At 73.7% G+C, this 26,219-nt stretch carries 2 protein-coding genes; both read left to right on the forward strand.

Going from position 1 to position 26,219, the window contains the following annotated elements; all coding sequences use genetic code 11:
* Positions 1-22,623, forward strand: coding sequence for a non-ribosomal peptide synthetase (locus IG99_RS49660; protein ID WP_051865923.1), 22,623 nt, complete (start codon positions 1-3; stop codon positions 22,621-22,623).
* The gene (fabD, locus tag IG99_RS27245; RefSeq protein ID WP_037678075.1) at positions 22,620-26,147 is read left to right on the forward strand and encodes an ACP S-malonyltransferase; all 3,528 of its coding nucleotides are present in this window, start codon (positions 22,620-22,622) and stop codon (positions 26,145-26,147) included. Before IG99_RS49660 ends, fabD begins: the two co-directional genes overlap by 4 nt.
* Positions 26,148-26,219: the final 72 nt, after the last annotated feature.

The raw sequence follows: 26,219 nt of genomic DNA on the forward strand, positions 1-26,219 counted from the left end.
ATGACGATGACGACAGGCGCGGCCGCGGCGGAACAGCCCGGCACGGCGGATGCGGCGGCGCGGCACGCGGCAGGCAGGGGTTCGGAGATGGACGACAAGCGCAAAGCACTGCTGCGGCTTCTGCGGGGTGCCCAGGCGAAGCCGGAGACCGCGGAGGGCATCGCCGTCATCGGTCTGGCCGGCCGGTACCCACGGGCCGGGACGCCGGAGGAGCTGTGGGCGCGGATCCGCGGCGGCGAGAACTGCATCCAGGAATTCCCGCCCGCGCGGGGACCGCGAGCTCAGGATCCCGGCGGCGGCGGCCTGCCGGACGGCCGCCGCTGGTGGGCCGGACTGATCGACGATGCCGACGCCTTCGACCCGCTGTTCTTCGGTATCGCCCCCGTCGAGGCCGAGAACATGGACCCGCAGGAGCGGATCTTCCTGGAGACCGTCTGGGCGACCCTCGAGGACGCCGGCTACCCGCCGCGCCGCCTCGCTCGGGAGAACAACCCGGTGGGTGTGTTCGCCGGGGTGATGAACAGCGACTACGAATGGATGGGCGGTCACGCCGCGGCCCTCGGAGTGGCCAACGAGGCCCGCGCGAACCCCTGGTCCATCGCCAACCGTGTCTCCTACGTGCTGGACTTCCGCGGCCCCAGCCTCACCGTCAATACCGCGTGCTCGGCCTCCCTGACCGCCGTACACCTGGCCTGCGAGAGCCTGCGGGCGGGGGAATGCTCGGTGGCGGTCGCCGGGGGCGTGAACCTGATCCTCCACGCGTCGCACCTGCGCACCCTGTCCGAGAACGGGATGACGTCACCCGGCGACCGCTGCCGCGCCTTCGGCAAGGGCGCCGACGGGTTCGTGGACGGTGAGGGCGTCGGCGCGGTGCTGTTGAAGCCGCTGCGGCAGGCGGTCGCCGACGGCGACCGGATATACGGCGTCATCCGGGCGTCCGCCATGAACTCCGGCGGCAAGACCGGCGGTTACACGGTCCCCAGTCCTCAGGCGCAGGCCGAGGTGATCAGGACGAGCCTGCGCCGAGCCGGCATCGACCCGCGCACCATTGGTTGCGTCGAGGCCCACGGCACCGGCACACCGCTGGGCGACCCGATCGAGATCTCCGGCCTGAGCGAGGCGTTCCGCGAGCGGATCGACGACGAGCTGGCCCAGGGAGTGGAGCGCTGCGCGGTCGGTTCGGTGAAGTCCAACATCGGTCACCTGGAGTCCGCCGCCGGTATGGCGGGCCTCACGAAGATGCTGATGCAGCTCCGGCACGGGACCATCGCGCCCTCGCTGCACTCCGCCGAGCCGAACCCGGACATCGACCTGACGGGCACTCCCTTCTTCGTCCCCCAGGAGCCGGTGTCCTGGCCGCGGCCGGTTGTGGTCCGCGCCGACGGGCAGCGCGTGGAAGTGCCGCGCCGGGGAGCGATCAGCTCCTTCGGGGGTGGTGGGGCCAACGCCCACCTGATCGTGGAGGAGTTCCGCGCGGACGCCCAGGAGGGGAGGCCGATTGCCCCGAGGGCGGCTGGTCCGCAGCTGGTGGTGTTGTCGGCGCGCGACGAGGAACGGCTGCGTGAATCCGCCGGACGGCTCGCCGCCTTCCTGGAGCGTCCCGCCACGGGTACGCACTCCCCACGAGACGACGCCGAGCAGATCGGGCGAGTCGAGGCCGCGTGCCTGCGGCTTGCCGCCGAGGTGCTCGAGGCCCGTCCCGACGACCTCGACCCCGCCACGCCGCTGGGCGAATACGGGTGCGGCGCGGCGGAACTGGCCCTCCTGGCCAGGAAACTCGGCGTGGAGTTCGGCGAGCGACAGGGCGGGGTCTCCCTCACCGCAAGTACCACCGTTCGAGAGGTCGCCCCGCTCCTGGCGGACACCGGGACGGATGAGGCGCGGGTGGGGGAACGGACAGTGGAGGGGCCGGAACGGATCTCTCTCGCCGACCTCTCCCACACCCTGCAGATCGGGCGGGAGGAAATGGAGGCGAGGCTGGCTTTTCCCGCCGCCGATCTGGACGAGGCCCGCGATCTGCTGCGCGCGTTCGCCTCCGGCTCCCCGGCCGCAGCGGTGGCGACCGGTGCAGCCCCGGTTCACCGGCGCTCCGAGCAGGACAAGGACCGACTGGCACAGGCCCTGCGTGAGGCCGACCTCCGCACGGTGGCCGAGTGCTGGACCCGGGGCGCCGAGGTGGACTGGGCCCGGCTGCGCCCCGCAGGCGCCGTACGCCGTGTTGGTCTGCCCACGTATCCCTTCGCCCGCAAGTCGTACTGGCTGCCGCCGCTGCCCCGGCCGGCCGCGTCCCCCGTCGGGCGGTCGGCCCCGCTTCCCGGCGGTGGGCCGGCCGAGTCCGGCGGCGGTCAGTCGACGGCGCTCCCCGCTGTGCAGTCGGCGCCGCTCCCCGGCGGTCAGTCCGCGCCGCTCCCCGGCGGTCAGTCGACGGCGCTCCCCGCTGTGCAGTCGGCACCGCTCCCCGGCGGTCAGTCCGCGCCGCTCCCCGCTGTGCAGTCGGCGCCGCCCCCGTCCGCCGCAGGCCCGGAGCAGGCCGTGACCGGCCCCGCTCGGCAGGCAGGGCCCGTTCCGTCTGCCACCGGTCTGTCGGATGCCCGGGCGAATCCTGTCGTGCCCGGGGCCGCGGAACCGTCCGCCATGGTCTGTTACCGCCCGGTCTGGGTGCCCGAGCAGCGGCCCGGGGCCGATACCGACGCCGGCGGCGCCGGGACCGAGCGGGTGCTGATCCTGAGCTCGCGCGACGCCGCCCCGCTGGCGGAGGACATCGCCCGGCACCACCGCGACGACGACACGCGTCTGATCGACCTCGACCGTGACGACCTGAGCCGGGCGCTGGCCGAGGCCGGTCCCTTGGACCGCGTCTACCACCTCGGCGGCATCCGTCCGTACGGGCCGGGCGCGGCCGGTGACCCCGGCGAACTGGAGGACAGCGGCAGGCGCGGAGTGCTGGCCCTGTTCCGGGTGGCCAGGCACCTGGCCGACGCCGGTGACGGGCGCCGGGTCCACCTGAAGATCGTGACGAGCGACGCCGCGGCGGCCTTCGGTGATCCCGTCGCCAACCCCTTCGCCGCCGGGCTGCACGGCCTGGCTCGGGTACTGCCGAAGGAGCGCCCGGAGATCAAGGCGGTATGCGTCGACTTCTCCCAGCGGGAGACGGCCGGGGGAGAAACCGCGCGGGAAGGCCTGCTGGAGGCCGTGCTGGACGAGCCCTGCGACTCCACCGGCCGCACCGTGCTGTTGCGGCACGGGGTGCGCTACACGCCGGCGCTCCAGCCGGTCGCTCTCCCGGAGCCGCAGCGGCCCCCGTACCGGGAACACGGCGTGTACGTGATCGTCGGCGGCACCGGGGGCATCGGCCGGGAGCTGACCCTGCATCTCGCCGAGCGGTACCGGGCGAAGGTGGTGTGGATCAGCCGGAGCCCCCTCGGTGACGAGCAGCGTGCCTGCGCCGACCGGGCCCGCGGCCTCGGCGGCGAGGTGCTCCACCTGCGCGCCGACTGCCGCGACGCCGCGGACCTGCGGCAGGCGGCAGCGGAGGTGAAAGCACGCTTCGGCCCGATCCACGGAGTCGTCCACGCGGCCATGACCTTCGAGCCGGGGCCGCTGGCCGCGCTCGACGAGCGGGCATTTCGCGCCGAGCTCGCCGTGAAGGCCGACGGCAGCGTGGCGATCGACGAGGTCTTCGGCGCCGAACCGCTCGACTTCCTGGTGTTCTTCTCCTCCGTGGGCGCCCTCACCGGGACCGCGGGCAACGGAACGTACAGCTGTGCGGGCGCCCTCCAGGACGCCTACGCACTGCACCTCGGTCACCGGCGCCCCTACCCGGTCCGGGTCATCGACTGGGGGTACTGGGGGCCGATCGGCTCCGGTGCCCGACCGGGGCTGCGGGAGATCTTCCGGGACCTCGGCGTCGGCGAACTCTCCGTCGCCGACGGGCTGTCCGCCGTCAGCCGGGTCCTCGGCAACCGGCTGCCGCAGGTGCTGCCGATCAGCGCGAGCGGCGTCGCCCTCGCAGCCCTGGGCGCGGCTACCGTGCCGCCCGCCGAGCTGGCCCCCGCCGACGGCGCGCCGACCCTGCCCACCGCCTCCTCCCGGCTGGTGCGGCCGCGTACCGGGGACGACCCGGGCGTCGGCAGCGTGATCTCCGGGTATCGGCTGCTCACCGAGGTCTGCCGCCCCGCGGTGCTCGGGGTGTTCCAGCGGATGGGCGTTCTGGTGGATCCGGGCGACAGCCACGACCGGCGGGAGCTGCCGGAGCGGCTTGGCATCCTGCCCAAGTACCGGCGGCTGTACGAGGCGTTGCTGAACATCCTGCGGGACGCCGGGTACGTGGAGTTCGACGGCGAACGGGTGCGTCTGCTGTCCGCCGGCGACACGGCGCGGTCGTACGACGCCGACGCACTGGAGCCGGAGTTCGACCGGATCGCCGCGGACCACCCCGACCTGGCGTCCACGGTGACCCTGACCCGGCTCTTCCTCCAGTCCTACCCGCAGATCCTGCGCGGGGAGGTACGGGCCACCGAGATCATGTTCCCCGGCTCCTCGATGGCGCTGGTGGAGGACTTCTACAAGGCCAACCCGCTCACGGACTCCTTCAACCAGCTGGTCCGCGACGCGGCGGGCGCCTACCTGGAGCAGCGGATCCGGCGACTGGCCCCCGGGGAGCGGCTGCGCGTCGTCGAGTTCGGGGCCGGCACCGGGGCCACCACGGAGACGGTGCTGCCGGAACTGGCCCGCTACGCCGACCGGGTCTCCTACTGGTTCACCGACATCTCGCCACTCTTCCTCGAGCACGCCGAAGCCCGCTTCCGCTCCGACTACGGCACCCCGGGCTTCCTCGAATTCCGCGTCCTGGACCTGGAACGCGGACTGCAGGAGCAGGGCTTCGCCCCGGGCACGTACGACATGGTCCTCGCCACCAACGTCGTGCACGCCACCCGCGACCTGCGCGCCACCCTCGGCAAGGCCAAGGACCTGCTGCGGCCGAACGGCTGGCTGGTGCTCAACGAGCTCACCGAGGTACTGGACTCCACCACGGTCGTGGGCGGGCTGCTGGACGGCTGGTGGCTCTTCGACGACGAGGAACTGCGTCTGCCGGACTCCCCGCTGGCCGCCCCGGCGACCTGGCGGCGGCTGCTGCGCGAGCAGGGCTTCGGTGACGTGGTGGTGACCGGAGGAAGTGGCCCGGACGGCCGCCCGCGCGGCCAGCACGTGATCGTCGCAGAGAGCGACGGGCTGCGGCCCGCCGAACCGCGGGCCGGTGTCCTGGACGCCGCTCCCGCCGAGGCGGAGCAGGCGGCTCCGGCGGTTTCGACGCCTCCGGCGGGACCGGCGCCCTCCGAGGATTTGCGGCACCGGCTCGGGACCATCATCGTGCGGTGCCTGAAGCTCGACGAGGACGTGGACCCGGACCGGCCGCTCGCGACCTACGGATTCGACTCGCTCACCGGCATGAAGATCGTGACGGGGATCGCCGACGAGCTCGGCGTGACGGTGTCCCTCGGCGACTTCTACGACCACCCGACGCTGCGCGAGCTCGCCCGGCACTACGCGGACAGCGGCACGTTCGGCACCTCCGGCTCCCGGCCCCCGGAGGCCGGCGAGCCCGCCGCCCCCTCACACATCCCGGCGCCTGTCGTGCACACGCCGGTGCCCGCCTCCCACGAGCCGCCGACCGACCACCCGCTGTCGGAGGGCCAGCGCGCCCTCTGGGTCATCGAACGCATGACCCCGGGCACGTACGCCTACAACCTGCCGCTCGCCCTGCGCCTCGACCCGGGAGTGGACGTCGGCGCGCTTCGGCTGGCTCTGCAGAGCATCGTCGACCGGCAGGACAGCCTGCGTTCCACGATCCGCACCACCGACGACGGCCCGGTGCGCACCGTGGCGGCCTGGCAGGAGCTGCACTTCCAGCAGCGTTACCTGGCCGTCTCGGACGAGGCCGCGGTCCGGGACCGGGTCAGGGAGGAGGCACGGCGCCCCTTCGACCTGGAGCGCGGCCCGCTGCTGAGGGTCACGCTGTTCACACTGGGCGACGGCGGCCAGGTGCTGCTTCTCGCCTTCCACCACATCGTCTTCGACGGGGTGTCCATCGCCGCCTTCCTGCGCGAGCTGACCTCCGGTTACCAGGACGCCAGGGCCGGACGCCGGCCCGCCGCGGCGCCGGCCACGGCCACCTTCGCCGACTTCACCACCTGGCAGCGGGACATGCTCGCCGGGCCCGAGGGCGAGCGGCTGCGTGACTACTGGCTGCGGCGCCTGGAGAGCGGTGTCGAACCGCCGGCACTGCCGTACGACCGGCCGCGCCCGGCGCTGCCCGGCCACCGCGGGGCCGCCGTCGAAGGTCGCATCGACGCCGAACTGGTCCGCGCGGCACGGGAGTTCGCTGCCGAGCGGCGCACCTCGCTGTTCGCGGTGCTGCTGTCCGGGTTCTTCACCCTGCTGCACCGCTACACCCAGCAGCGCGGCATCAGGATCGGGACACCGGCCGCCGGCCGCCCCGCCGCCCGGTTCGACGACACGCTCGGCTACTTCATGAACATGGTGGTCCTGCAGGCCGACGTCGACCCGGACCGGGACTTCGGCGCGCTGGCCGGGCAGGTGCACCGCACCGTGCTGGAGGCGCTGGAGCACGCGCACTTCCCGCTGATCTCCCTCGCCGAGGCGATGCGCCAGGCGGGCCGCACCGACACCTCGGACCTCTTCCGGGTGGCCTTCTACTTCCAGAACTGGGTGGAGTCGGGGGACCGGGACCCGGTGCGGGCCGTGTTCGACGGGGTGCACCAGGAGGGCGAGTTCGACCTGACCCTGGACGTCGTCGAAGGGCCGGCCGACTGCTCGTTCACCCTGAAGTACGACCCCGACCTCTTCGACGAGGACACCGTGCGCCGGCTCGGCGACCACCTCCTCGAGCTGCTGCGGTCCGCGCTGGCCGAACCGGCCCGGCCCGTCGGTCTGCTGTCCCTGGTCACCGGCGAGGAACGGCAGCGGCTCGAGGGGCTGTGGCGACGTGCCCGCCGTGACCACCCGCACGAGACGACCCTGACCGAACTGGTGGAGGAGCAGGCCGCCCACCGTCCCGGGGCGGTCGCCGTCAGCAGCGGCGCCGAGTCGCTGAGCTATCGCGAGCTGATCGAGCGCGTGGACCGGCTCGCCGGACACCTGCGGGCACGCGGCGTGGAGCCCGGCCGCGCCGTCGGTGTCCTCGTGGAGCGGTCGCACCTGCCCGTCGCCCTGCTCGCGGTGCTCAAGGCGGGCGGCTGCTACGTGCCGCTGGATCCGACCTTCCCCGTGGACCGGCTCACCTACATGGCCGAGGACGCGGGGCTGCACCTCGTCCTGACCACCGGCACGGCCGAGACCGCACTCGGCGGCATCGCCGTCCCGAGGCTACGGATGGACCGGCCCGCCGAGGAAATCGAGGCCGATGGGTTCGACGCCCATGACGCCGGGACCGACCGCCGACCGGGTCCCGAGGACACCGCGTACATCATCTACACCTCCGGTTCCACCGGCCGTCCGAAGGGCGTCGCGGTTCCCCACCGTGCGCTGGTCAACTTCCTGTCCTCGATGCGGGAGGAACCGGGCTTCGGTCCCGAGGACACGCTGCTGGCCCTGACCACCGTCTGCTTCGACATCGCGGCCCTGGAGCTGTATCTGCCGCTGGTGGCGGGCGGCCGGGTGGAGATCGCACCCGCCGAGGTCGCCAAGGACGGTCTGAAGCTGCGCCGTCACCTCCAGGAGTGCGGTGCCACCGTCATGCAGGCCACGCCGAGTACATGGAAGATGCTGCTCGCCGCCGGCTGGCAGGGCGATCCGGCGCTGACCGCGTTGTGCGGGGGAGAGGCACTCGACCAGGACACCGCGGACGTCCTGGCGGCCCGCACCCGTGCGGCGTGGAACCTCTACGGGCCGACGGAGACCACCATCTGGTCCGCCGTCGGCCGGCTGCGCGCCGGTGAGCGGGTGAACCTCGGCCGGGCCGTCGCCAACACCCAGCTGCTGGTGCTCGACGAGCACGGTCAGCTGGTGCCGCCCGGCGTGCCGGGAGAGCTGCACATCGGAGGCGACGGGCTGGCGACCGGCTACGTGGGGCGTCCTGAGCTGACCGCCGAGCGGTTCGTGCCCAACCCGATCGCCCCCTCCCTGTCGCCGCGTCTGTATCGCACGGGGGACCTCGTACGGGCGCTGCCCGACGGCACGTTGGAGTACCTGGGCCGCGCCGACGCCCAGGTGAAGGTGCGTGGCTACCGCGTCGAACCCGGTGAGATCGAGGCCGCGATGCGCAGGCTGGCCGGGGTGGCCGAGGCCGTGGTGGTGCCCGCTGCCTCCGCCGGGGGCACCGGCGTGATGCTGCGCGGCTTCTACACCGTGCGGGAGGGGTCGTACGGAGGGCCGGTCGATCCAGCGCCGCTGCGGGACTGGTTGCCGGAGTACATGGTTCCCGATGTCCTGGTGCCGGTACGGGAGTTCCCGCAGACGCTGAACGGGAAGACCGACCGCAAGCGGCTGGGTTCGGCGCCGCTGGACGAGCTCAGGAACGCGTTCGGCTACGCGCCGGCGGACCGGGCAGGGTCCCGTCCGCAGTCCGCCGCGGGCGCCGAACGCCCGGACGCCGTGGACACCGCGGCCGGGGCGGACACCGCGGACGGGCTCGCGGACGAGCTGGCCCGGCTGGTGGGCGAGGTCGCCGAGGTGGCGGCGGACCGGGTGCCCCGGCACCGGCCGCTCGGCGAACTGGGCCTGAACTCGGTCGGCTTCACCACCCTGAGCACGCGCATCGGCAGCCGCTTCGGCATCGAGGTCTTCCCGACCGCCTTCTACCAGTACCCCACCGTGGCCGCCATGGCCGAGCACCTGCTGCACGCCCATCCGGCGCTGCGGGGCCGCTACGCTGCCGACTCCGCCCGGACCGCGCCCGTTCCGCCCGCGGCGACGATGTCCACCCCTGTTGCGTCCACTTCGGCCGGCAGCCCGCGGGCCGAGGCCGAGCATCCGGCCCCCGACAACGGTGTGGCCGTCCTCGGCATGGCCGGCCGGCTCCCGCAGTCGCCGGACCTGGACACCTTCTGGCGGCACCTGGCCGACGGGCACGATCTCATCGAGGAGATCCCGGCCGACCGCTGGGACTGGCGGGACGCGGCCGGTGATCCGCGCGAGGGCGAGCACTCCCGTTCCCGCTGGGGCGGTTTCGTGCCCGACGTCGACCGGTTCGACGCCGCGTTCTTCGGGATCTCCCCGCGCGAGGCCCAGCTGATGGACCCCCAGCAACGCCTGGCGCTGGAAGTGGTGTGGACGGCGCTGGAGGACGCCGGTCTGCCGCCGTCGGAACTCGCCGGCCGCAGGGTCGGGGTCTTCCTCGGCGTCACCAACTCCGACTACCTGGAGGTGCAGCGCGCCGCGGGGCGCGGCACCGACGCCCACACCATCACCGGCGCCGCACTGTCCATCATCCCCAACCGGGTGTCGTACCTCCTCGATCTGCGCGGGCCCAGCGTCGCCGTGGACACCGCCTGCTCCAGTTCCCTGACCGCGATCCACCAGGCGGTGTCGGCGCTCCGCGACGGCTCGTGCGACCTCGCGATCGCGGGCGGGGTGAGCCTCATCCTCGACCCGTCGCTGTACGTCGCCCTCAGCAAGAGCGAGATGCTCAGCGAGGACGGCCGGTGCAAGGCGTTCGACAGCCGCGCCAACGGATACGTCCGCGGCGAGGGCGTCGGTGCGGTGGTCCTGAAGGACCTCGCGGCGGCCGAGCGCGACGGCGACCCGGTGCACGCGGTGATCCGGGGCGCCGCGGTGAACCACGGCGGCCGTACCAACTCGCTCACCGCCCCCAGCCCCGAAGCGCAGGCGGACGTCATTGTCCGGGCGCACCGGCTCGCGGGCACCGACCCGGTCACCGTCGGCTACGTGGAAGCGCACGGCACCGGCACGGCGCTGGGCGACCCGATCGAGGTCACCGGACTGCGGACCGCCTTCACCCGGCTGTACGAGGAGGCCGGCAGGCCGCTGCCGTCCGACCCGGCCTGCGGTCTCGGCTCGGTGAAGAGCAACGTGGGGCACCTGGAGGCCGCGGCCGGCATGGCGGGCCTGTTCAAGGTGGTGCTCGCCCTGCGGCACGGCACCATCCCGGCCAGCCTCCACGTCGTCGAGCGGAACCGCTACCTCGACCTTGACGGCGGTCCCTTCCACATCGTCACCGAGCCGGTCGCGTGGGAGCCCAGCCGTGACGACCGGGGCCTGCCCCGGCCCCGGCGGGCCGGCCTCAGCTCATTCGGGTTCGGCGGCGCCGGAGCGCACCTGGTACTGGAGGAGGCGCCCGCCACGCATGCCGTGCGCGTGCCCGACGAGGGCGAACAGCGGCCTGAGCGGTCGGTGTTGCTGGTGCTGTCGGCGCGCAGCCGGACGTCCCTGACCGCCTACGCGGAGCGTCTGGCGGCCCTGCTGCGGCGGCAGGGAAGCGAGGCGGGGGCAGGGAACCGGGCGGCCCCGGCGGACATCGCCCACCCCGTCGGCCTGGCGGACGTCGCGTACACCCTCCAGGTGGCCCGCGACCCGATGCCGGAACGGCTGGCGGTCGTCGCCGAGGACCGTCGGCAGGCGCTCGACCTGCTCGACGCGTTCATCGCCGGTGGTGCGGACCAGACGCCCGGTGTCTTCCACGGCAGGGTCGGCGCCGCCCGACGCGGCGCACGGACCCGCGGCACGGCCTGGCAGCGGTACGTGGCCGCGCTGTCGGCCGAGCACGACCTCGACACACTGGCGGACCTGTGGGTCGCGGGGGAGGAGATCGACTGGCGGACGCTGCACCAGGACGCTGCCCGGCCACCCCGTCGGGTGCGGGTGCCCACCTACCCGTTCGAGCGCACCCGGCACTGGGTCACCGCCGGTGCCCCGGCCGAGCCGGTGGCCCGGACCGGACGGCACCCGCTGCTGGACGTCGACGTACCCGCCACCGGGACCGAAGAGTTCAGCAAGCGGCTCACCGGGGAGGAGTTCTACCTCCGCGACCATGTGGCCGCCGGGACGCCGATCCTGCCCGGGGTGGTCCTGCTGGAGATGGCGCGGGCGGCGGACGAGCTGTCGCGGAGCGACGGCATGCCGGTGAACCGGGTCGAGCAGGTGTCCTGGACGGCCCCGGTCCAGGTCGGCGCCGAGTCCCCGGTCAGCGTGCGGATCCGCCTCAGCCGGGATCCGGAGCGGCCCGAACACACCGGTTTCGAGATCCTCAGCGACGGTGGCGTACGGCCGCACGCGAGCGGCGTACTGGTCGCCCGTACGGCAGACCGGACCGCGTCGGCAGGGACGTTGGACCTGACCGCCATCCGGGAACGGTGCACGCGGCACATGACGGGCGAGGACTACTACCGTCGCGTCGAGGAGACCGGGTTTCTCTACGGGCCGTCCTTCCGGGCCGTGCAGCGGCTGGCGACGGCCACCGGGGAGGCACTTGCCCGGCTGGTGGTACCGCCGCACCTTCGCGAAGGGGCCGGCGCCTACCGCTTCCATCCCGCGCTGATGGACGCCGCGCTGCAAACCGCCGGCGGTATCCCCTCCGGCGGGGGCGACTCGGACCGGCCCGCTCACCTGCCGTACTCCGTGGGCGCGGTGGAGTTGACCGCCGACCGCCTTCCTGACGCCTGCCACGCCTACGCCCGGCGGACGGACGACGGCTCCTCGGCAGGGCTGCGGGTCTTCGACATCGTGCTGGCGGACGAGGACGGCACGGTGCTGGCCCGCATCGAGCGGTTCACCCTCCGCGCGCAGCCCGGGCCGACCGCCCCTTCCGGCGGTGGCGCCGAGTCGCTGCACTCCTTCGAACCGTACTGGCGGGACAGCACGGCCGGGACGGCGGACAGTACACCGCCACCCACCACCCTCGTACTGCTCGACGCCACGGGCGACGACACCGGCCGGGCACTCGGCGACGGGCTGGCCGAACGGACCGGCGCCCGGATCGTCCCCGTGGACCTGGCCGCCGAGTTCCACCCGGAACGGCTCGTGACCGACCTGGTGGAACATGGTGACGGCCCCATCGGCATCGTCCACCTGTCCACCGAGGGCGGGAACATCCGGCAGACACTCGACAGAGGGTTCCACACCGCGCTCGCCTTCTGCCGCGCCTGGATAAGCCGACGCGGCGGCCGGGCCCGCTACCTCTACCTCCACCCGGAGAGCTCCGAGGATCGTGAGGGAGAAACCGCCGAGCCCGCACACGCGGCGATCAGCGGCCTGGCCCGCTCGGTACGCGCCGAGTACCCGAGCCTGCGGATGACCGCCGTCGCCCACGCGCCCCGAGCCGACCTGCCCGCGCTCGTGTCGGCCGAACTGAGCACCGCCGAGGCTCCCGCGGAGGTCCGGACGGACGGGCGGCGTCGGCTGGTCCGCGCGTGGCGGCCGACCGCCCTGCCGGAAGCCGCGACACCCTCGCCGTTCGCAGCGTCCGGGGCGCACCTGGTGACCGGTGGCACCGGCGGCATCGGACTGCACCTCGCCGAGCGGCTCGCGGCACGCGGTCCCGGGGCCGCCATCGTGCTCGCCTCCCGGTCGGAGCCGTCGGCCGAGGCACGCGACCGGATCGCGCGGCTGACCGAGGGCGGCACCCGCATCATGCACGTACGCGCGGACGTGACCCGGCGGGAGGACGTGGCGGCACTGGTACGCACCGCGCGTGAACGGTTCGGACGCATCGCGGGCGTGGTACACGCCGCCGGGGCGCTGCGGGACGGCTTCGTCCTGCGGAAGACCCGCGCGGAGGCCGAGGCCGTGCTCGCTCCCAAGGTGCTGGGCGCGCTGTGGCTGGACGAGGAGACCCGCGACGAGCCGCTGGAGTACTTCGCGGCCTTCTCCTCGACGGCGGCGGCCCTCGGCAGCGTCGGGCAGTCCGACTACGCCTACGCCAACGCCTTCCTGGACCACTTCGCGCTGCGACGCGAGCGGCGCCGCCGGTCCGGTACCCGGTCCGGTCGCAGCCTCGCCGTGAACTGGCCGCTGTGGCGGGACGGCGGGATGACCATGGACGCCGCAGCCCAGCAGGCCATGCGGCGCGAGCTCGGGTTCACCCCGCTGCCCTCGGACATCGCCCTGGACGGGCTGGAGCGGGCGCTGGCCGGCCGGGCGTCCCGGCTGCTGCTCGCCACGGGCGACGGCACCGTGATCGAGCGGGCCCTGGCAGCCGAACCCACCACGCCGCGCGGTGACACGGGAGAGCCCGTCCGGCCTTCGATCGCTGGGCCCGGCCTGCGCGCGGGAACGGAGCGTTTCCTGCGCGAAGTCCTCGCCGAGGAGCTGAAGATGCCGGTCGAGGACATCGACCCGGCCGAGCAGTTCGACCGTTACGGCATGGACTCGTTGCTGGTGCTGAGCGTGACCCGGAGGCTGGAGGGGCACTTCGGCACACTCTCGAAGACGCTGTTCTTCGAGTACTTCACGGTGTCCGAACTCGCCGGCTACTTCATGGACGAACACGCCGCGCGGCTGCCGGAGGCGCTTGGCGGCACGGAGCAGGCCCCGTCGGTCGATGACGCGCCGGGTGACCCCGTGAGCGGGCCGTCGTCCGTCGAGAACGCCGTCGCCTCCCGTTCCGCCGTCACCGTAGCCGTGCCCCACGCCCCGGCCCCGGCCCCGGCACAGAGCGGCCCGGACGACGACATCGTGATCATCGGTGTGAGCGGTCGCTACCCACAGGCCGACGACCTGCGGGAGTTCTGGCGCAATCTGCGCGAGGGCAGGGACTGCGTCGAGGAGGTCCCCGAGGACCGCTGGGACCACTCGCGCTACTTCGACCCGGACCGGAACGTCCCCGGCAGGTCGTACTCCAAGTGGGGCGGCTTCCTGCGGGACGTGGACCGCTTCGACCCGATGTTCTTCCGCATGTCACAGCTGGAGGCCGAGCACATCGACCCGCAGGAGCGGATCTTCCTGGAGACGGTCTGGCACCTGATGGAGAACGCCGGTGTCACCCGTGAGGGCATGGCCGGCAGCCGTACCGGTGTGTTCGTCGGCATGATGTACGGCCACTACCAGCTCTACGGCGTCGAGGAGACGCTGCGCGGTGAGCGTGCCGCGACCTCCTCCTCGTACGCCTCCGTCGCCAACCGGGTGTCGTACTTCTTCGACTTCGACGGGCCGAGCGTGGGCCTGGACACCATGTGTTCGTCCTCTCTGGTCGCCATCCACCTGGCCTGCCAGGCCATCCGGGGCGGCGACTGCGACACGGCCGTGGCCGGCGGGGTGAACATCTCCAGCCATCCGCTGAAGTACCTGCAGCTCAGCAGGGGCGGGTTCCTGTCCACCGACGGGCGCTGCCGCAGCTTCGGAGAGGGCGGGGACGGTTATGTGCCCGCCGAGGGCTCCGGCGCGGTGCTGCTGAAGCGCCGTACGGCCGCGGAGGCGGACGGCGACCGCATTCTCGCCGTCATCAAGGGATCCGCGGTCAACCACGGCGGCGCCGGCAAGGGCTTCAGCGTGCCGAACGCCAGGGCCCAGGGCACCCTGGTCGCCGACGCGCTGGCCCGTGCGGGCTGGACACCGGGCGACCTGGACTACGTCGAGGCGCACGGCACCGGCACCGCCCTCGGCGACCCGGTGGAGGTCACCGGCCTGCTGCGGGCCTTCCGCGGTCACGACCTGGGCGGCCGGAAGATCCCGATCGGGTCGGTGAAGTCGAACATCGGGCACGCCGAGTCGGCGGCCGGCATGGCGGCCGTCACCAAGGTGCTGCTGCAGTTCCGGCACGGACAGCTGGTCCCGTCGCTGCACGCGGAGCAGCTCAACCCGGACATCGACTTCGACGCGGCGCCCCTGCGCGTACAGCGCGAGCTCGCCGACTGGTCCCCGCGCACCGACGAGGCGGGTCGGCCGCTGCCGCGCACCGCCGCGGTCAGCGCGTTCGGTGCGGGCGGCTCCAACGCCCATGTCCTGCTGGAGGAATACGTGCCACCCCGATCCCACCCGACGCCCGAGTCCCGCGCGCCGTTCGTGTGCGCACTCTCGGCCAGGGACCGCTCACAGCTCGACGCCTACGCCGAACGCATGGCGGACTTCCTGCGGACCGACGGCGCGGACACGGATCCGGCGGCGCTGGCCCACACCCTGCAAACCGGGCGGGAGCCGATGGCCCACCGGCTGGCCCTGGTCTTCCACGACCTCGCCGAGCTGCTCGCCCGGCTCGACGCATACCTGGCCGGCCGCGACGGCACGCCCGGCGTGTGCACCGGGACCGTACGGCGCGGTGCGCGGCCCGCGGCGGACGGGACGGCGGACCCCGCGGCGGACCGGGCGGTCACCCCGGAGTCGCTGGCGGCCGCATGGGTCAGCGGGGCGGCTGTGGACTGGCGGAGGCTGTACGACGGGCCGCCGCCGACGCGCATCGAGCTGCCGGGCTACCCGTTCGCGCGCGACAGGTGCTGGTTCCAGGCGTCCGAGGAACGCGCCCCGGACCCCCTCACCGCACCCGAGGGCCCCGCGCCGGCCGGGAAGACCGACGTGACCCGGGGAACGCCCGTGTACGAGGAGATCACCCTCTTCGCCGACACCCCGGTCATCGCCGGTCATCAGGTCGCGGGTCGGTCGCTGCTGCCCGCCGTGGCCTACATCGACCTCGTCCACCAGGCGTTCCGCAGGCGGGGGATGCCGTACGACGAACTGGAGCTGCGGGATCTGACGGTGTTGCGCCCGCTGGCGGTCACGCCCGAGGCGCCCGTCCGGATCGCGCTGGACGGCCGGCCCGTCGGCCGGGACCGTTGGACGGTGCGGATCGTGGACCGAGCCGAGCCGGACGGGTCGCCCTACGCGACGGCCGAGATGGCGTTGGCCGGGCCGGCCCGGTTCGCGGGCCCGCAGCGTCCCGCCGCCCCCACGTCGTCCGCCGTACCCGAAAACCTGGACGCGGTGTACGACCGGGACGGCCGCCTGGGGCAGGTCTACACCGGAGCGGCCCGGGCCACCGGCCGGGTATGGCAGGACACCGAGGAACTGATCGCCGAACTCACCCCGCCGCCCGGCGCCGGGAGCAGCGGCCATCTTTTCCATCCGGGGCTGCTGCTCGGCGGCGCGGTGGCGGCCGGTGCGCTGCTGCCCGGCGGCGGACGGAGCCACGGGGGCGGAGAGCAGGCGGGCGGAGACGACGACGGGGACGATGGGGACGACGGGGCGTTCTACCTGCCGATGTACGTGGAGTCCTTCCGGGCGGCGGCGCCGCTGACCGGCCCGTGCACGGCCCGCGTCCGCCGGTCGTCGCTCGGCGTGCGGGACGAACTGGCCAGGCTGACGGTCGAGTTCCTGGACGGCGACGGGCGCGTTCTGGCCGAGGTGCGCGGCCTGTCGAGCAAACTGATCCGCTCCGGCCCCCTGACCGGCCGGTCCCGCCGGGCGGCACGGACAGCCGCCCCGGCCGTGCCCGCTGCGGGGCCGAACGGCGGGCCGCTGACCCCCACCCAGGAGCGGCTGCGGCACCTGATGTCGGACGGGCTCGGCCGCACCCCTCAGGAGCTGGACCCCGACATCGGTTACTACGAGCTGGGCATCGACTCGGTCAGTGTCCTGGAACTGGCCTCCAGGCTGGAGCGGGTTCTCGGCCGGAGCCTGTCACCCACGCTGCTCTTCGAGTACACGACCATCCGTGACCTGGCCGCGTACCTGGACGAGCACCACCCCGGCGCCCTCCACGCCCTCGACGACACCGGTGCCGCCCCGGCTGCGCCGCGTGAACCTGACGCGTTCAGCCGGACGGTCGTAGCCGAGGCCGGCGATCCGGTGCCGTCGGCCCGCGCCGGTGAAGGGGCCGGCCGCGCCGCACAGGGCCCGACGGCCCCCGATGCCGACAGCGCGCCGCTCGCAGGAGGAGGCCTGCCCGAACCGGTACCGGGTGCGCTCGCCGCCCCTCCGCACGGAACCCGGCTGCTCACCAAGGTCTGGGAGCCGGCCGATCCGGGCACCGGCGGCCCGCTGCCGCGCCCGGTCGCCGTCCTCGCCACCGCGGATTCCCGGGCGCTGGCCGACCGGCTCGCCCATGAGCTGCCGGCGGCGGAAGTCCTGGAACCCGCCGACCTGTCGGGCGGCCCGGCGCCCGGACGATTCCGGGCGTGCGTCGACCTGACGGGGTGCGCGCCCGCCGCCCCCGACTCCCCCTCCATGTACGACGACCCCGCGGACTGGCTGCCCTGGGTGCAGCAGTTCGTGGCCCAGGCCTCGCCGGCCGAGCCGGTGGTGCTGCTCGGCGTCACCCGGGGACTGGAAACCCCGCACCTCGACGGCCACTCGGTCAACCTCACCGGGGCGGCCCGGGCGGGTCTGTACCGGATGCTGCAGAGCGAGTACGCCAAGGTGCGCTCGCGGCATGTGGACCTGGACCCGCTGGACGACGACCTGACGGTGGTACGGCAGATAACCTCCGAACTCGCGGACACCGGCGAGGATCCCGAGGTCTGCCGTCGCGCCGGACAGCGCTATCGGGCGGTGCTGCGGGAGACCCCGGCGGGAACCGGCCGTGACGGTGTGCTGCCCTTCCCCGAGGACGGGACACTGTGGATCACCGGTGGCACGGGCGGCCTGGGGCTCGCGTTCGCCCGGCACGCGGTGCGGCAGTGGGGGGTGCGCCGCCTCGTGCTCACCGGCCGGACGCGGCTGCCCGACCGGGCGGACTGGGAGGCTCGCCGCGGCGACGATCCGCTCGGCCGGCGCCTGAACGCCCTGATCGGCCTGGAGCAGGCAGGCGCGCGGGTGCGGGTGCTGTCGCTCCCGCTGGACGGCTCGGCCTCCGAGGACCTGGCCCGCGAGGTGAGCGAAGCCGAGCGGGACCTGGGGCCGGTCCGCGGCGTCATCCACTGCGCCGGGTTCGCCGACCGCGACAACCTCGCCTTCGTGGGCAAGCCGGCCGCCGCCGTCCGGGCCGTGGTGGACCCCAAGGTCGGCGGTCTCGATGCGCTGGTGAACTGCTTCGCGGGCCACTCGCTGAGGTTCTTCGTGCTCTGTTCCTCGGTCGCCGCCGCGGTGCCGAGCGCGGCCGTGGGGCAGAGCGACTACGCCATGGCGAACGCCTACGCGGACTACCTCGCCGCGGCTCGACCGCACGGCCTGCCTCTGTTGAGCGTTCAGTGGCCGTCCTGGAGCGGTGTCGGCATGGGCGACGCCGAACCCGGCCCGGGCTATGTGCGCACCGGCCTGGGCAGCCTGTCCGAGTCCGAGGGGCTTGCCCTGCTCGACCACCTGCTGACGCACGGTGCGGGGCCCGCGGTCCTGCCCGCGGTGATCCGCGACGCCACCGCCTGGCGTCCCGAGCTGCTGACGCGGCGGCGTATTCGTCTCGACTCCCCGGACGCCGCGTCGGCGCCGGCCGCTGCCCCGGCACGGGCCGCCGCCCCCACTCCGGCAGCGGGGCCGGCCCAGCGGTCCGAGCCGACCGGGCAACGGCCCGTGGAGGAGCCCGCCGGGGCCGCCGCCTCGTGGCTGCTCGGCCTGGTCGCAGAGCACCTGCACTTCGACCCGGCCAGGCTCGCCGTCGACGCGCCGATCGACGACTTCGGAGCCGACTCGATCATGATGGTCCAGCTGCTGCGCGAGGTCGGAACGCGGCTGGGGATCGAACCGGACCCCTCAGCGTTCATCGAGCACCCCACGGTGGAGTCCTTCGTGGGCTGGTTGGCGGACACGCATCCGACGGAGTTCGCCGCGGCATTCGGGCCCGGTTCCGCCGATGAGCCCACGGCCGCACCGGAGCCGGTGTCCGCGTCGGAGCCGGTGTCCCCGTCGGAGGCGGTGTCCCCGTCCGGGTCGGTGAACGGGTCGAACCCCGTGCCCGCGTCGAACCCGGTGCCCGCGCCGGACCCCGTGCCCGCGCCGGAGGCGGTGTCCCCGTCCGGGTCGGTGAACGGGTCGGGATCCGTGCCCGCGTCGAACCGCGTGCCCGCGTCGAACCGCGTGCCCGCGCCGGACCCCGTGCCCGCGTCACAATTCGCGCCCGGGGCGGAGTCCGTGTCCGCCCGGGGGTCCGCGTCCGGCGCGGAGCCCACCGACGCAGCGCAGCCGGCCGACGTTCCGACGCACGCCGCCCCTCGTGTCGCCGCCGGACCGGACGACATCGCTGTGATCGGGATGTCCGGCCGCTTCCCCGGCGCGCCCGACCTGGCCGCGTACTGGCGGCTGCTCGGTGAGGGGCGCTCCGCCATCGCCCCCGTCCCCGCGCACCGTTGGGGCGGAGGCGGAGGCGGAGACGGTCTGGTCGCCGGGCTGGTCGATCGGGACGGCTTCGACCCGGGCTTCTTCCTGGTGTCCGACGAGGACGCCGCGGCCATGGACCCGCAGGCGCTGGTGCTGCTGGAGGAGACACTGTTCGCCCTCGCCGACGCCGGCTACGGGCCGACCGACCTCAAGGGCCGCGACGTCGGCGTCTACATCGGCGCACGCAGCCGTCATCTCCCCGACGACGCGACGCTGAGCCGGACCCGGAACCCGATCGTGGCCGTCGGGCAGAACTACCTCGCGGCCAATGTCTCCCGCTTCTTCGACCTGCGCGGTGCCAGCGTGGTGGTGGACACCGCGTGCTCCTCGGCCCTGGTCGCCCTGCACGCCGCCGCCCAGGCGCTGCGCGACGGTGACGCCGAGGCCGCCGTGGTCGGCGGAGTGACCCTGCTCGCCGACGACGCGGGCCACCGGCTGTTCGACCGGCGCGGCCTGCTCAGCTCGGAGCCCGCGTTCCACGTCTTCGACCGGCGGGCCCGGGGCATCGTGCTGGCCGAGGGCGCCGGGGTGGTCGTACTCAAACCGTTGGCCCGCGCCCTCGCCGACGGTGACCGGGTCCAGGCAGTACTCAAAGGCATCGCGGTCAACAACGACGGCCGCACCGCCGGTCCCGCCTCGCCCAACCCGGCCGCGCAGCAGGCGGTGATGGCCAAGGCCCTCGCGCGCAGCGGCAAACGCGCCGACGAGGTGACCCACATCGAGGCCAACGCGGCCGGCTCGGCGGTGCACGACCTCACCGAACTCAAGGCGATCAAGACCGTCTACCGGGCCGCATCCGAGGCGCCGTGCAGCCTCGGGTCCGTGAAGCCGAACATCGGCCACCCGCAGTGCGCGGAAGGCATCGCAGGATTCATCAAGGTCGTCCTGATGCTGCGCGAACGGCAGCTGGTGCCCTTCCTGTCCGGGCAGGAGCCGCCGGATCACTTCGACCTGTCGGCCACCCCCTTCACCTTCGTCCGCGACCTGTCCCCCTGGCCCGACGCGCCGCTCGTCGCGGCGGTGAGCTGCTTCGCGGACGGAGGCACCAACGCCCATGCCGTACTGGAAGGCCGGCCCGGCCCCGTCACCGGACGCCCGGCGCTTCAACGCCCCGTCCTGGCCCGCCGCACGCTGTCTGCAGCCCCGGCCCCGGCGGCGGCCAGGGCGACCGTCCGCGACGCCGTGCCGACCGCACCCGCGCCGACCGTCCCGGAGCCCGTCCCGGTCGCCGTGATCGGCATGGCCGGCCGGTACCCGGGAGCCGACGACCTCGCCGCGTACTGGCGGAACCTCCTCCACGGCCGTGACGCGGTCACCGAGGTCCCCGCCGACCGCTGGCAGTGGCAGAACGTGTCCAGTGGGACCGACCGGCCGCTGTCCCGGTGGGGCGGTTTCGTCGCCGACGCCGACCGCTTCGACTCGGAGTTCTTCCGCGTCTCCCGGCCCGAAGCGGAGATCACCGACCCGCAGGAAAGGCTCTTCCTGGAAACCTGCTGGGAGGCGATCGAGGACGCCGGCTACACGCCGGCCACGCTGGTCACGCCCCGAGGGCCCGAACGGCGCCGCCCGGTCGGTGTCTTCGCCGGGGTCATGCACAAGGACTACTCCCTGATCGGCGCGCAGGCGGAGCCGGTGGACGGCCGAGTGCTGCCGGTGAGCCTCAACCAGGGAATGATCGCCAACCGGGTCTCGTTCTTCTGCGACTTCCACGGCCCGAGCATGGCGGTGGACACGCTCTGCTCCTCGTCGCTGACCACGGTGCACCTCGCGGTGGAGAGCCTGGCACGGGGGGAGAGCGAGGTGGCCCTCGCCGGCGGTGTGAACCTGTCGCTGCACCCCGCGAAGTACCGGACCTACGGCGCCGTCGACATGCACTCCGCCACCGGGCTCAGCCGGTCGTTCGGCGCCGGCGGCGACGGATGGGTGTCGGCGGAAGGGGTCGGCGCCGTGGTGCTCAAGCCGCTGCACCGTGCCGAACAGGACGGCGACCACATCTACGCCGTCATCCGGTCCACGGCCGTCAACCACGTCGGTACCGGCAGTGGCGTCACCGTCCCCAGCCCGGTCGCCCAGGCCGCGGTCATCTCCGAGGCTTTGGAGAGGGCCGGCGTCGACGCACGCACCATCGGCTGCGTCGAGGCACACGGAACGGGCACGAAGCTCGGCGATCCCATCGAGGTCCAGGGCCTGGTGCGGGCCTTCCGCCGGCACACCGGCGACAACGGCTTCTGCGCCCTGGGATCGGTGAAGTCCAACATCGGCCACGCGGAGTCGGCGGGCGGCGTGGCCGGACTGACGAAGGCCGTGCTGCAGCTCCACCACCGCACCCTCGTGCCCTCCCTGCACTCCGAAACCGTCAACCCGCTCCTTGACCTGGAGAACACGCCGTTCCACCTGCAGCACCGCGCGGAGCAGTGGCCCGAGCCCGCGGCCGGGGCACCGCGTCGGGCCGGTGTCAGCTCCTTCGGCGCCACCGGATCCAACGCCCACATCGTGCTGGAGGAGTACGCACCCGCGGCCGTCGCGCGCCACCGACAACCGCCCCACGGACCGCAGATCGTCCCGCTTTCCGCGCGCGACGACGAGCGGCTGCGGGCCCTGGCCGGACGGCTGCTCGCCTTCGTCAGCGACGAGGGCGGCGTCGCCGGAGGTGCGACGCCCCCGGTGTCGCTGCCGGACCTGGCCCACACCCTCCAGACCGGACGGGTCGCCATGGCGAGCCGGGTGGCCTTCGTGGTGGCGGACACCGCCGAACTGCGGCGCGCGCTCGAGAAGTTCGTCGCAGCGGCGGCGACACCTGCCACGGCGGCGGGGCCCTGGGACTTCGGTGCCTCACCGGCCGCGCCGGAGACCGTCGAGCGGTGGCTCACCCAGCGGCGGCTGCCGGAGCTGGCCGACCACTGGTCGGCGGGCGGCGCGCTCGACTGGCAACGCCTCTGGACGGCCGCCCGGCCACGCCGAGTGCCGCTGCCCACCTACCCGTTCGTACGCGAGCGCCACTGGCACCCCGGTGCGCGGACCTCGTCGGACCAGGCCACACCGGTCGCGGACGCCGTGGGCACGGGGGATGCCACACCGCCCAGCCCGCAGGATCCGCCCGGCGCCGGCCGCTCGCTCACCTCGGTGAACGGACTGAGGGAACTGCTGGTCGAGCGGCTCGCCAGGACACTGCGTGTGACGCCCGCGCAGATCCCGGTGGACGCGGCCTTCGCCGACCTGGGGGTGGACGCCATCACCGGGATGTCCTTCGTCTCCGAGGTCGGTGACGTGCTGGGCGTCTCCCTGGACGCCACCGTCCTGTACGACCACACGACGCTCGACCGTCTGGCCGGCCACCTCGCCGACCGGGACGGGGTGCCCTCCGTACCACTGGCGGCCGTCCAACTGATCGGGAGCCAGGACCGATGACCACCCGGGCCCGTCGACGGACCGTCTTCATGTTCTCCGGTCAGGGATCGCAGCAGTACCAGATGGGCCGCGAACTCTACGACAGTGAGCCGGTGTTCCGTGATGCGCTGCGCCGCCTGGACGCCCTCGTCGAGCCCGAGCTCGGTGGCTCCGTCATCGCCCGCCTGTACGACCGGGACCGCTCGGCCGCGGAGCCGTTCACCGACACCGTCGTCACTCATCCGGCGATCGTGATGGTGGAACTGGCACTCGCCGAAACGCTGATCTCGCACGGTGTCAGCCCCGACCTGCTGCTGGGTGTCAGCCTCGGCGAATTCACGGCGGCGGTACTGGCCGGCGCCATGGAACCGGGCGAGTGCCTGCGCCGGCTCGTCGGGATGGCCCGCTCGGCGGGCGACGGCGCTCCCGGCGGCATGCTCGCCGTACTCGCCGAGCCGGCCCTGTACCACCGTGAATCGGATCTGCACCGGGACCTGGAGCTGGCGGCCCGCAACTACGACGCCCACTTCGTGGTGTCCGGGCCGCTGGATGCCCTGGAGCGCGCGGAGACCTGGCTCACGGCACGGGAGATCGCGTACCAGCGGGTGCCGGTGTCCCACGCTTTCCACTCCCGGCTGCTGGATCCGTCCCGGCCGGCCTTCGACGCGCTGTGGGCGGGCGTGCGGCTGCGTCCGCCCCGCATCCCGCTGGTCTCCAGCGCCACGGCCGGGCCGCTGGCGGAGGTCACGGTCGAGCACTTGTGGCGGGCGGCCCGGGAGCCGATCGAGTTCGCCGCGACGGTCAGCGCGCTTCAGGCGCACGGCTCGTACCTCTACGTCGACGCCGGGCCGTCGGGCACCCTGCACAACTTCGTACGCGCCAACCTCGCCGGCGACCCCGACTCGTGCTCGGAGTCGCTGGCACTGCTCACTCCGTTCACCCGGGACGCCCAGCAGCTGGCCCGGGTACGGGACCGCGCGGGTACCGGCGGCGGCCGCCCCGCGCCGGCCCCTGCCGCACCCCACGCGAAAGGCGGTGGCAAGATGAAGGTGTTCGGTTTTCCCGGGCAGGGCTCCCAGGCCAAGGGCATGGGAGCGGACCTTTTCGACGAGTTCCCCGAGTTGGTCGCCCAGGCGGACGAGATCCTCGGCTACTCCGTCCGCGACCTGTGCCTGGACAACCCCGACGGTCGTCTGCGGCGCACCGAGTTCACCCAGCCCGCGCTGTACGTGGTGGAGGCGCTGACGTACGAGCGGCGCACCCGCGAGGATCCCCGCCCGGCGGACTGGCTCGTCGGGCACAGTCTCGGCGAGTACGCGGCGCTCTTCGCCGCCGACGTGTTCGACTTCGCCACCGGACTGCGGCTGGTCCGGCGGCGCGGCGAACTCATGGGCCGGGCCGGCGACGGGGGCATGGCCGCGGTGCTGGGCCTGGACCTCGCCACGGTGGAGTCGACGCTGTCGGACGCCGGTCTGACCGCCCTGGACATCGCCAACCACAACGCGCCGGAGCAGGTCGTGCTGGCCGGTCCGGCACCGGACATCGACCGCGCCCGTGCGGTGTTCCAGGACCGGGAAGCCCAGGTGGTGGTGCTCAACGTGAGCGCCCCGTTCCACTCCCGCTACATGCGCGGCGCGGCCGAGGAGTTCCGGGAGCTGCTGGACGCCACGGAGTTCCGGCCGCCGCGGATCCCGGTGATCGCGAACGTCGACGCCCGCCCGTACCGGGCGGACCGGGTGCGCGAGACTTTGGCGGGTCAGATCGTCGGCCAAGTGCGCTGGGTGGACACGGTCCGTCGCCTCATGGCCGAGGGCGACTTCGAGTTCGAGGAGCTGGGGCCCGGCCAGGTACTGACCAGGACGGTCCGGAAGATCCGCGAGACCTCGGCCCCCCTTCCGCCGGCCGAGACCGACGTACGGCCCCGGTCCGTGTCCGTGCCCCGGTCCGCCGCCGCACCGGCCTCGGTGCGGTCAGTGCCGGACCGTGCCGAGCCACCACTGCCCGCCGAGCCACCGGTGTCCGCCGAGCGGCCGGTGTCCGTCGAGCGGCCGGTGCTCGCCGAGCGGCCGGTGTCCGTCGAGCGGCCGGTGTCCGTCGAGCCACCGCTGCCCGCCGAGCCACCGCTGCCCGCCGAGCCACCGGCTGCCGTTGCCCCGGCTCCGGCCCCGGCTCCGGCCGGGCCGGCGGTTCCGGGCCCCGCATCCGTTGCCCCGGCCGCACCGGCTCTCGTGGCGCGGCGCGCGCCCGCAGCGGAGGAGCTGGGCGCGGCGGGTTTCCGGTCCCGCTACGGTCTGCGACTGGCCTACCTGGCGGGTGGGATGTACGGCGGCATATCGTCCGAGGCGCTCGTGGTACGACTCGCCAAGGCCGGCGCGATGGGCTTCTTCGGCACCGGCGGCCTGCCGCTCGCGGAGGTCGAGGCCGGGGTCCGCGGCATTCAGGCCGCGCTCGGCCCCGACGGGCCGTTCGGGGTGAATCTGCTGCCCCGGCACGCCTCCCCCGAGCAGGATCAGGCGCTGGTCGATCTGCTGCTGCGGCTGGGAGTCGGTACCGTCGAGGCCTCCGGCTTCCTGCGGATCACCCCGGCCCTGGTCAAGTACCGTCTGAAGGGCGGCCGGATCATCGCAAAGGTCTCCCGGACGGACACGGCCGAGGCGTTCTTGCGCCCCGCCCCCGAGGACGTGGTGCGCGGCCTGGTCGAGCGGGGCGAGGTGACCGCGCAGGAGGCGGCGCGGGCGGCCGGACTGCCGATGGCGGACGATCTGTGCGTCGAGGCCGACGGCGGATGGCACACCGCCGCGGCCGACCTGGCCACGCTGCTGCCGGCCGTGTTGCGGCTCCGCGACACCCTGGCCGAAAGGTCGCCGCGGGTACACGTGGGCGCGGCGGGCGGCATCGGCACGCCGCACGCCGCGGCGGCCGCGCTGGTCCTCGGGGCGGAGTTCCTGGTGACCGGCTCGGTGAACCAGTGCACCGTGGAGGCGTCGACCAGCGCCGAGGTCAAGGACATGCTCCAGCGTCTCGACGTACCGGACACGGAGCCGACGCCGTGGAGCGAGATGTTCGAACTCGGCGTACGGGCCAGGGCGGTCAAGCGCGGCGTTTTCCTCCCCGCGCGCGCCGACCGGCTGTACCAGCTGTGGCGTCTGCACGACTCGTTCGGCGACATCGACGCCGCAACGCGGCGGCAGATCGAGGAGGCCTATCTGCGGCGCCCCTTCGAGGACGCGTGGCGTGCAGCCCTGGCCAAGGACCACCCGGCCGGGGCCGACGGAGGCGAGGTGAACGCCAAGCGCAAACTCGCCCTCGCCTTCCGGTCCTACCTCGACGACGGATTCGAGCTGGCCCGCGTGGGCGTTCCGGATCGGCGCGTGGACTACCTGGTGCACTGCGGCCCGGCCATGGGCGCCTTCAATCAGTGGGTCAAGGGGACCAGCCTGGAACCATGGCAGGCGCGGAACGTGGACGTACTGGCCGACCGGTTGCTGTCCGCGACCGCCCGGCTGATCGAGGACCGCTGTGCCTCGTTCGTGGCGGCCGGATAGAAACCCTCCGAAAGTGTCACGGCCCCGGCGCGGTCGCGCCGGGGCCGTGGTGTCGCCGGGGCCGTGGTGTCT

This window comes from Streptomyces griseus subsp. griseus (genome assembly GCF_000720255.1).
GTDB classification, from domain to species: domain Bacteria; phylum Actinomycetota; class Actinomycetes; order Streptomycetales; family Streptomycetaceae; genus Streptomyces; species Streptomyces griseus_I.